5 protein-coding genes are annotated in these 9,071 nt (G+C 73.0%); 1 reads left to right on the top strand and 4 read right to left on the bottom strand.

Annotation, left to right across the window (positions count from 1 at the left end; translation table 11 throughout):
* The first annotated feature begins 534 nt into the window (after nucleotides 1–534).
* The gene (locus FJ694_RS26235) at nucleotides 535–1,509 is read left to right on the top strand and encodes a hypothetical protein (RefSeq protein WP_157270373.1); all 975 of its coding nucleotides are present in this window, start codon (nucleotides 535–537) and stop codon (nucleotides 1,507–1,509) included.
* Nucleotides 1,510–1,536: 27 nt separating this feature from the next.
* Here the strand turns inward: FJ694_RS26235 and FJ694_RS36810 are convergent, their stop codons facing one another.
* The 4 genes from FJ694_RS36810 to FJ694_RS26215 form a co-directional block, all read right to left on the bottom strand.
* Complete coding sequence (locus FJ694_RS36810; protein WP_198321005.1) at nucleotides 1,537–5,850, bottom strand: S8 family serine peptidase; 4,314 nt, start codon at nucleotides 5,848–5,850, stop codon at nucleotides 1,537–1,539.
* Between the two features lie 758 nt (nucleotides 5,851–6,608).
* Complete coding sequence (locus FJ694_RS26225; protein WP_157270371.1) at nucleotides 6,609–7,388, bottom strand: hypothetical protein; 780 nt, start codon at nucleotides 7,386–7,388, stop codon at nucleotides 6,609–6,611.
* Nucleotides 7,389–7,422: 34 nt separating this feature from the next.
* Nucleotides 7,423–7,623, bottom strand: coding sequence for a hypothetical protein (locus tag FJ694_RS26220; protein ID WP_157270369.1), 201 nt, complete (start codon nucleotides 7,621–7,623; stop codon nucleotides 7,423–7,425).
* Nucleotides 7,624–7,658: 35 nt separating this feature from the next.
* Nucleotides 7,659–9,053 carry a hypothetical protein gene (locus FJ694_RS26215; RefSeq protein ID WP_157270367.1) on the bottom strand — a complete coding sequence of 465 codons (1,395 nt, stop codon included), beginning with the start codon at nucleotides 9,051–9,053 and terminating at the stop codon, nucleotides 7,659–7,661.
* Nucleotides 9,054–9,071 lie beyond the last annotated feature (18 nt).

Here is a 9,071-nt window from a genome sequence, read left to right as displayed (position 1 = left end):
TCCGCCTGGATCCCCGCCTGCGCGGGGATGACGGAGTAGTGAGCGCACCGTGTCGAATTACGGTTGGCGCGTTTTCTGATTTCCTTGGAGAGCAGCACGGCCATCGAAATCATTTCAACTTCCGCTTGTCCAATCAATGCACATTGAACCCAGAATACCTTCGAAAGGAAATGATGAAAACATTTTAGTCATTGCCCTCATTGATTTCCACAAACGCATCAAACTGACCGGCAAAGCATTTGCATTCCATATATATCTTCCCCTGCCACCGTTTTTCCCTGCAGACCCTGCGCTGAATCAAAGATGTTGCACCCAGCAATGACCTGTTTCAGGGGTGTGAAACTTTAGCCCCGTCGCTAGCCTGACCCTCCGGCACGCCTCGGGAGACGCGTGCATCCTTTCGATACGGAGGTTTCCATGCAGCGCCGAGTTTTTACGGCTTCCCTGTTTGCGTCGACATTGCTGAATAATGCTCATGCCGCCCCCGGCAGCCCGGCGTCAACCCGGGAAAAATCAACCACCCCCAAATACAAGGTGCTGCGCCTGGGCACCTTCCAGGGTGGTAGCAGCGAGGCGCTGGCGGTCAACGGCATCGGCCTGGCTGCCGGGCAGGTGAGTTTCGACATCGCGGGCGGATACCGCCCGGCCCTGTTCATTCCCGGCTTCGCGCCGCTGCCCATTCACACCGATGGTCCTGGCGAGGCCACCGGCATCAACAACCGCACCGAGATTTCCGGCTGGTTCCGGCAGGGTGGTTACACCCAGGCCTTCCGCTGGTTCAAGGGCCATATCGAGACGCTGGCTTCGCTGGGCGGCGGCCACAGCCATGCGGCCGGCATCAACAACCGATCCGAAATCGTGGGCTGGTCCGAGGCGGCACCGGGCGCCTCGCATGCCATGTACTGGTGGAAGGACAAATTCGTCGATCTGGGCACCTGGGGCGGTTATGCCGCGCAGGCCACGGCGATCAACGATCACGGCGACATCGTGGGTTTTCGGGAAGTCGTCCAGAACGGCGTCGGCGTGCGCCAGGGCGTGCGCGCGCTGCGCGGCAAGGCGCCGCAATTACTGCCCACGCCGCCGGGTTTCGACGCCGTCGTGCCCACCTCCATCAACGACCACGGCGACATCACCGGCTACGTGTATCCGGCCACCAATTTCCTGTTCGGCCGCGTCGCCTTCATTTACTCCAACGGCAAATACAGGCTGATGCCCAATCCCGCGGGCCACCCCACCGTCGGCCTGTGCATCAACAACCGCAGGGACGTGGCCGGTTTCCATTTCGACGGCAACGCGGACCCGAGAAACCGCGGCACGCTGTGGCTGGACAAGGGCGACACCGCCGTCGGCCTGGACTACCTGCCCGCCGCGCTCAGCACCGGCTGGACCGACCTGGCCGATGCCACCGCCCTCAACGACGCGGGCGTGATCGTGGGCTACGGCTTGCGGGTGCCCAGGCCGGGCAGGTCCAGCCTGGAGGCTTTCATGCTCGTCCCCACCCACCGTTGAGCCGGGAAAGGCCGTCGGCCTCCTGTCTCAATACACCGCCGCCCCCGCCACCGGCGTCGCCACCGGGTTGTAGGTCACCTCGGCGCCCGTCCCGGCAAACACCAGCGCGAACGGCTGCAAGTTCTGTTGATTGAAGGGGTCCGCGGGAAAGGCCGCCGCCGACACCTCCACCACGTACTCCCCGGGCGCCGGGTCCTGGATCACGACCTGCTTGTACGGATGGATGGTGTCGTGGTTGTCGGCCGGCACCGGCGGCAGCGCCACCAGTCGCGACAGGTGCGTGCGCCCGGCGGCCGTGTCCCACAGGTTGCCGCGGAACTCGCCCGCCGCGCCGGGCGCGCGCAGCGTCAGGCGCAGGTGGTTCACCAGCCGCGCGCCGGGCGCGTCGGTCCAGTGCAGCGTCACGCGCAGCAGCCGCGTGTCCGGCGGCAGCACGAAGCGGTAGTGCACCGTGCGCCCCGGCCCGATGGCGCAGTCGTCGCGCACCTGGAACGTGAACGGCAGCGCCGGCGCCAGCACCTGGCGCATGTTGATGCGGCCCCAGCCGTAGCCGGCCGCCAGGTCGGGCAGCGGCGCCGGCGTCAGGTTCGTGGCGCCGTTGACCAGCGTGGCGCGCAGCAGCGCCGCGCTGGGCAGCGCGCAGGCGCCCAGCCCCGCCTGCCGGTTCACCAGGGTGCAGCGCTGGCGCAGCCGGCCGCCCTCCTCCTCGGTCCAGGCCAGCAGGAAGACGCGGCCATTCCACGCCAGCCGGAAGTCGCGGATGCGCCCCGTGCCGCTGCCCAGCACCAGCACCGGCGCGGGCGACGGCGGGTTCAGCCCCGACGCCGGCAGCGCCGGCTTCGGATAGGGCGGCGGCTGCGGCACGGGCAGGCGCCGGCCGTTCTCGTCCAGCGCGGTGAAGTACAGCCGACTGCTGCCATCGGCCTCCACCCCGATCCAGGCCAGCCCCCAGGACGAGCTCCATTCCGGCGGCGTGACGCCCGCGGGCACCGGGCTGCTCCACGGCGCGTGCGTGTAGCTGCACACCAGCTGCGGCGACACCGCGTCGCGCGTGGCCGACCATTCCGGCATCGTCGCGTCCACCACCGGCACGTCGGCCACTGCCAGCACCATGCCCGCCACCGGGTGCGTCGCCATCGGCCGGCCGTCGCGGCCCAGGCGCGAGAAGCGGATCTCCCACTTCGCCGCCGGCCCGGAGCGGTACTGCCACACCGCGCCGTACTCGCGCCGCGCGCTGTTGACGGCTACCGGCCGGCGCGCCACCACGCCGTTGATCGCCTCGCCCGCCGCCGCGCTGAGCCGCCGCTCGTCGCCCGCCGGGCTGCCCTGCAGGTTGAATTGCCGGCACAGCACCTGCGTCGCGGCACCGTTGACGCGGTGGTAGACCGCGATGGCCCGGCCCTCGCCGTTGACGAACTGGAACCACTGGTGCGCCGCCACGCCGTCCACCGCGCCCAGGTCGGCCGGGTTGCCGATGCGCTTGCCGGCGCCGTCCAGCCGCTGCATGCGCAGGTGCATCGCGCCGGACACCATCCCGCCGTAGCCCACCACCACCGCGAAGGCCGGCTGCGACACGAAGCCGGGCTGCGGCGTGACGCGGTCGTGCACCGGCACCGTGTCCAGCAGCGGCGCCACGCCGTTGAGGCCGAAGCCGGGCACGGGCACGCCCTCGGCGTCGGCCAGGTGCACGGCCACGCCGGAGACCATGTCGTTGACCGCGGCGATGCGCCGGTTGCCGGTCCACAGCAGCTCCAGCCCGGTGACCAGTCCGGGGAAAGGCAGCTCGCGCACGCCGGCCGCGCCGTGCAGCGCGTCGGGCACGCCGTCGGCCGTCAGGCGCAGCCACTGCAGCCGGCTGCCGGCGGCATCGCCGGGCGCCACGCGCAGCAGGTCCCAGCTGGCGCCGGTCCACGCCGCCGACAGCTCGGTCAGCGCCGTGCCGTCGTGGTCGAGCAGTTCGGCCACCACGTAGTTGCCGCCGCGCTGCAGCGGCGTGGCGGCGTCCTCGCGCGCCTCGAAGCCCGCCGTGCGCGTGAGGTGCAGCAGGAACACGCCCACGCGGTCGGCGTTGAGCTCGTCCGGGCTCTGGTAGGCGAGCACGAAGCCCTCGGAGTCGCGCACCAGCGCATAGCCGGCGACGTCGCCGGGCGTGTCCGACAGGCGCTGCAGCCGCCGCCCGCCGGCGCCCGGGTCGGGGTCGAGCCGGGTGTCCACCAGGCCGTCGGCGCCGAGCAGCGTGACGTAGAGGTCGAAGCGGCCGCCCTGGCTGTCGTCCTCCCAGGCCAGCAGGTAGCCGGCGTCGGGCTGCGTGGTCAGGCGCGGGCGCCGCAGGCGCGCGCCCGCGATGCCCAGCACCTTCTGCGCCGCGCCCTGCGGCGCACCCTGCGCGTTGAGGAACTGCAGCCAGATCTCGCCGCCCGGCGCGTTGCGCGCGTCGCACCAGGCCATCACGTGGCGGCCGCCGCCGCGCACATCCCACAGCAGGCAGGGCTCGCGGATCTCGGTCGCCTGGTCCGCCACCGTGACCGGGCCGGCGCCCTGCACCTGGCCGGCGGCATTGACCTGGCGCAGCTGCAGCTTCCAGCGCCCGCCCTCGATCAGCACGCCGCAGAAGCCGTAGGCGCTGCCGGACCACGCCAGCGGGTGCTGCTCGCCGGTGGCGTCGTGGAACAGCAGGCTCACGGCGGCCGCGTCCACCGCCCCGCCGTCGCTGGCGCGGAAGCGCTGGAAGAAGCCGCCCTTGTTGCCGGCCGTGGGCCAGACGCACACCAGCTGGTCGTTCACCGCGCGCAGCACCGGCGGCGCGGCGTCGTCCGGCCGGGCCGCGGGCTGCAGCGTCACCACCCCGGCCGTGCCGAAGCCGGCCACCGGCGCCAGCGTGCGGCTCCAGCAGGACAGGCGCATCGAGCCGTCGCCGTGGCGGTGCAGCAGGTACGTGCGCTCGCCCACCACCGCGACCTGCAGCGCGGCGTGGTCGCCCACGCCGGCCTGCAGCAGCACCGGGGCGGCCTCCACCGGCACGGCGCTGCCGTTGCTCAGGTGCCGCGCCAGGCGCAGCGCCACGATGCGCCGCGCCGCGCCGGGCAGGTCGGCCGTGACCCAGGCGCAGACCAGCCCGTCCGGGTGCCGCGCGATGGCCGGGCGGCTGGCGAAGCCGGGCACCGGCACGGGCGGCGCCGGCAGCGGTGGCTGCACGGGAATGGCGGCGCCCTCCAGCAGGAAGGGCCGGCGCAGCTGGGCGTAGCGGGTGCGGAAGAACTGGCGCAGCAGCGTCGCGTTGCCCGCCGCCACCGGCGTGGCCATGCTCGTGCCCAGCAGCAGCGAGTAGGTCGCGGCCGGCACGCCGGCGGGCACGTTGGCGTCGAAGCTGCCGGCCACGGGCGGCACGGCCGAGGACCGCAGCGACAGGATGTTGGTGCCCGGCGCAACCAGGTCGGGCTTGATGCGCCCGGTGCTGGAGCCGCCGGCGCGGCGCACCCGCCCGCGTCCGCTGAAGAGGGCCACCTGCGCCGGGTTGTCCGAGACGGAGAAGGTGCCCGCCGCGCCGTTGGCGCCGGCCACGGCGAGCATGCCGTTGCCGAAGAAGTTGACGTAGCTGTTGGCCCAGCCGCCGTCGCTGCGCAGGTTCTCGCTGGCGCCAATGGTCAGCGCGTTCTTGGCCAGCGCCTGCTGCCGCATGCCGACGCCGTCGAGCGTGCCGTTGCCGTTGGCATCGGTCTCCTCGTTGCCCGCGGCGAACAGCACCAGCACCTCCGGATTCAGGAAACACCAGCGGTCCACCGCCTCGGCGCGGTTGGGCAGGTAGCGGTTGGGCTGGCCCGGCACCGGGAAGTGGCCCCAGGAGTTGCTGATCAGCGCCGCGCCCTGCCCGGCCGCGAAGTTGAACGAGGGCACGAAGTTGTTGGGGATGGGCCCCTGCACCACCAGCGCGGCGTTGGGCGCCATGCCCACCACCGGCGGCGGCCCGGCGAAGGCGGCGCCGGTGCCGCAGATGGTGCCCACCACGTGCGTGCCGTGGTAGGCGGCATTGCCGTTGGCGTCGATGAAGGTGTCCACCGCCGGGTTGGCCGGGTTGGCCTGGTTGCGCAGCACGCGCACGTTGGGCGCGATGTCGGCGGCCAGCGTGGCCAGCACGCCGGTGTCGCAGCCGCTGTCGATTACGCCCACGATCTCGCCGGTGCCGTCGAGGTTGACGGTGAAGTCCACCGTGCCGCGGTTGCGCACCTGGTTCGTGCCCACGATCAGGCCGGCGTTGAAGTTGCACGGCGCCACGCGCGTCGGCACGGTCGCCGCCAGCAGCCCCGGCACCGACAGCACCGCCGCGGCGGCCGCCGGCGGCACGCGCAGCAGGAAGCCCAGCGGCGCGCTGCCGACGACGGCCGCGCCCGCGGCCGGCAGCGCGGGGCGGACCGATTCGGGGTCGAGGGCGGGGCAGGACCGCCCCGCCCCGGGGGGGGGGGCGTCCCTTTGGGGGGTCGCGCGCGTCCCCCCCCCCCACCTCCAGGTTGGCGCCGCCGCCGGCGGGCGGGTCCGGCAGCGCCAGGGTGAGGCCCGCCAGCGAGGCGGCCGTGAACGGCGCGTCGGCGCCGGTGAGCTCCAGGCCGATCACGAAGGCCGGGTGGAACGGTTCCACGGCGTCCACGAAGGGCAGCCCGCGCACGGCCCGCCCTTCGGCGCCGCTCATGCGGTAGACCGCGGCGGCCGGCGGCAGCAGGTGCATGGCCTCGGCGCCGGCCAGCGCCACGGCCTCGGCCCAGGCCTTGTCGGTGGGCGCGATGAAATGCACCAGCCAGAAGGCCTCGGCGTCGTCCGCGGGCACGGGCGCGCGCAGCGCGGGCGGCGGCTGCGGCGTCTCCAGCGCCGGGCGCCAGGCCAGCGGGCCCAGCTCCAGCGCGTCGGCCGCCTCGAAGGGCTGCACCACCAGGCCCTCGCTGACCAGCGTGGCGACCTGCGCCTCGTCCAGGCTGACCCAGTATTGCCCGCCGGCCTGGCGCAGCACCGTCACGCGCGGGCGCAGCAGCGCGTCCTGCTCCGGGGCGCGCAGCGGGTCGAGCTGCACGAAGGCCTGGATCGTCGCCATGGCGGGTCTCCCGTGGACTTCAGGCGTCCACGACCGGGTCGATGTCCACCCGCCGCCCCGGCGCGCCGCGCCCGGGCGAAAGGATCTGCGTGATGGGCCGGCCCTCGTCGTCGCCCAGCAGCCGCTGCACCCGCAGGTCGATCTCGGCGGCCAGCTGCAGCGTGCGCGCCGCCGCCGGGCCGGCGCCGCTGCCGCCGCCGCTGAAATGCAGCGACTGCACCACGCCGCGCGCCTGGTAGCCGCCGCCGTCGAAGTCGAAGCCGCCCTGCGCGCGCAGCGCCTCGCGCTGCAGCACCAGCACGGCCAGCGCCAGCACCGCGGCCGCCTCGGCGCGCTGCGCGTCGGCGGCGCCGAAGCTCAAGGTCGCCTGGTGCTGCGCCTTGAGCTGCGTGCCCGCGGCCAGCACGTCGTAGTCCACCTGCACCTGGTCGAAGCCGGCCAGCGCGCGAGAGGCGCGCGGCTGCAGCGTGAAGGCCGCGGCATCGTCGGCGCTCCAGGCCACCTCCTCCGGCGCCAGCACCGCCAGGTCGCCCGCGGCCGAGCGCAGCCGCACGCGGCGCGGGCCCGGATAGGGCGTGCGCGTGAGCGCATGCGGGCCCGCCGGCGCGGCCGGGTCGAAGGGCAGCCGGTCCTGCGCGGCCTGCGGACCGGGCTCGCCGGCCACGGGATCGGCCGACATCGCGTCCAGCGTCCAGGCGGCGCTGCCGAAGCCCAGCTGCACCGCGTCGGCACCGGTGAACAGGTCGGGCAGCGCGCTCTTGAGCAGCTGCGTGATGGCGTTCTGCAGCGCGAGCAGCATGGCGGGCGCTTCGGTGGTGGCGCGGGCCGCGGGCTCAGGCCGGCGGCGCGGCCTTGCCGCCGTCCGCGCCCTGGGGCTCGTCCAGCAGCTCCTGCAGCACCTGCACCGCGCCGCTGATGCGCAGCAGCGTCTGGCGCAGGTTCTCGGCCTGGCGCTCCAGGTCCATGAGGGTCTGCTGGCCCTTGTCGTACTCGGCGCGCAGCTCGGCCATGCGCTGTCTCAGCTGGAATTCCATGCCGTTCGTTCCTCGTCTCGTTGCGTGTTCGTGCCTCAGGCGGCCAGCACCAGGGCCAGGATGCGCCCGCGCCCGCGCTCGAGCGACTCCAGCGCCTTGCCGATGACGCGCCCGGCGCCCGAAGCGCCTTCGGGCAGGCGCTGGGCATGGCCCGGCGTCGGGCTGGTCACGAGCAGGTCGCCGGCGCGGATGGGCGCGATGTCGGCATCGACCCAGCACGGCACCCGGCCGCACAGCGCGATCGGCGCCTCGCCCTCGCCCCGGCCGATGAGCATGGCCGGCGCCTCCGACACGATGCCCACCGCCACCGGGTCCGCCGCGCGCGTGCACGGCTTCACCACGCGCGCGCCCTCGTCGTACACCATCACCTGCCCGGCCTCGACCGGTTCGGCCACGGGAAAGCGCTCGGCCACGTCCATGCCGCGCGACTCGAAGCCCTGCTTGATGATCACCTTGGCCACCGCGTCGAGCCACAGGTTGGGATTGCCCCGGATGCCGTCGTTGGCGTAGGGACCGGAGGCCACGCCGATCTGGACCGACATGCCGCCGTTGGCGACCACGTGCGCGCCGTTGACCTCCAGCCGGTCCCACACGCTCACGCGCCGCCCCAGGCCGGCGGACTTGTTGCCCACGATCATCAGCGTCTTGTAGGTGCCGATGTCGTTGCTGATCTCGGCGCGGTTGTTGGCGCTGTCGGGAAAGCTGGTCCAGCCGTCGCTGATGCGCAGCCCGTTGCTGGAGAAGTTGAAGGTGAAGCGCCCGTCCTTCTCCAGCACGGCGCGGTCCACGTTGCCGATGCGCAGCCGCACCGTCTCGGGCGAGTTGACGAAGGTGGTGCCCTGGTCGCCGCCCACGGCGCTTTGCAGCAGCGCGTAGTTGCCCGCCACGCCCTGGTCCAGCGTGGCCACGCCGACGAACTGGTAGTTGGCGTTGGCCGGCCACGGCCCCACGCCCAGGTTGCCCGCGCGCATGCGGCCATCGACCTGCAGCTTCTCCGCCGGCGCGTCCACGCCCACGCCCAGGTTGCCGGCGTCATCGATGGTGAGCCGGCTGCGGCCGGCCGTGGCGTCCCAGACGTTGAGCTTGCCCGCCCCGGCCGTGGAGCCGCCGTGCGTGGCCAGGATAGCCCAGTCGCGCGCGCTGGACTTGAAGAACAGGCCCGGCCCGGCGCCGGCGTTGCTGGTGTTGACCAGGCGCAGGTGCCGGTTCCAGGCCGTGGCCGTGACCTCCAGCGCGCCCGTGGGCGCCGTGGCGCTGCCCACGCCCAGGCTGCCCGCCACCGTCAGCGGCCCGCTGAAGGCCTCGGCGCCGTTGCGCTCGGCCTTGGCCGTGTCCAGCCGCCGGGTTTCGTTGACGAGGTCGTTCCAGTCCTTGGACTTGATCGGGTCGCCGGCGCTCTTGGGAAAGGGCAGGTCGGGGTTGAAGGGCATCGGGGCTCTCCTGTGGTG

Origin of the sequence: Azohydromonas aeria (genome assembly GCF_009760915.1) — a bacterium.
Classification (GTDB): domain Bacteria; phylum Pseudomonadota; class Gammaproteobacteria; order Burkholderiales; family Burkholderiaceae_C; genus Azohydromonas; species Azohydromonas aeria.
This window is presented reverse-complemented; position numbering and strand designations above follow the sequence as displayed.

Coding starts and splice junctions, on each gene's coding strand:
- FJ694_RS26225 (WP_157270371.1), bottom strand. CDS start 7,388: ATGCTGCTCGCGCTGCAGAACGCCATCACGCAGCTGCTCAAGAGCGCG.
- FJ694_RS26220 (WP_157270369.1), bottom strand. CDS start 7,623: ATGGAATTCCAGCTGAGACAGCGCATGGCCGAGCTGCGCGCCGAGTAC.
- FJ694_RS26215 (WP_157270367.1), bottom strand. CDS start 9,053: ATGCCCTTCAACCCCGACCTGCCCTTTCCCAAGAGCGCCGGCGACCCG.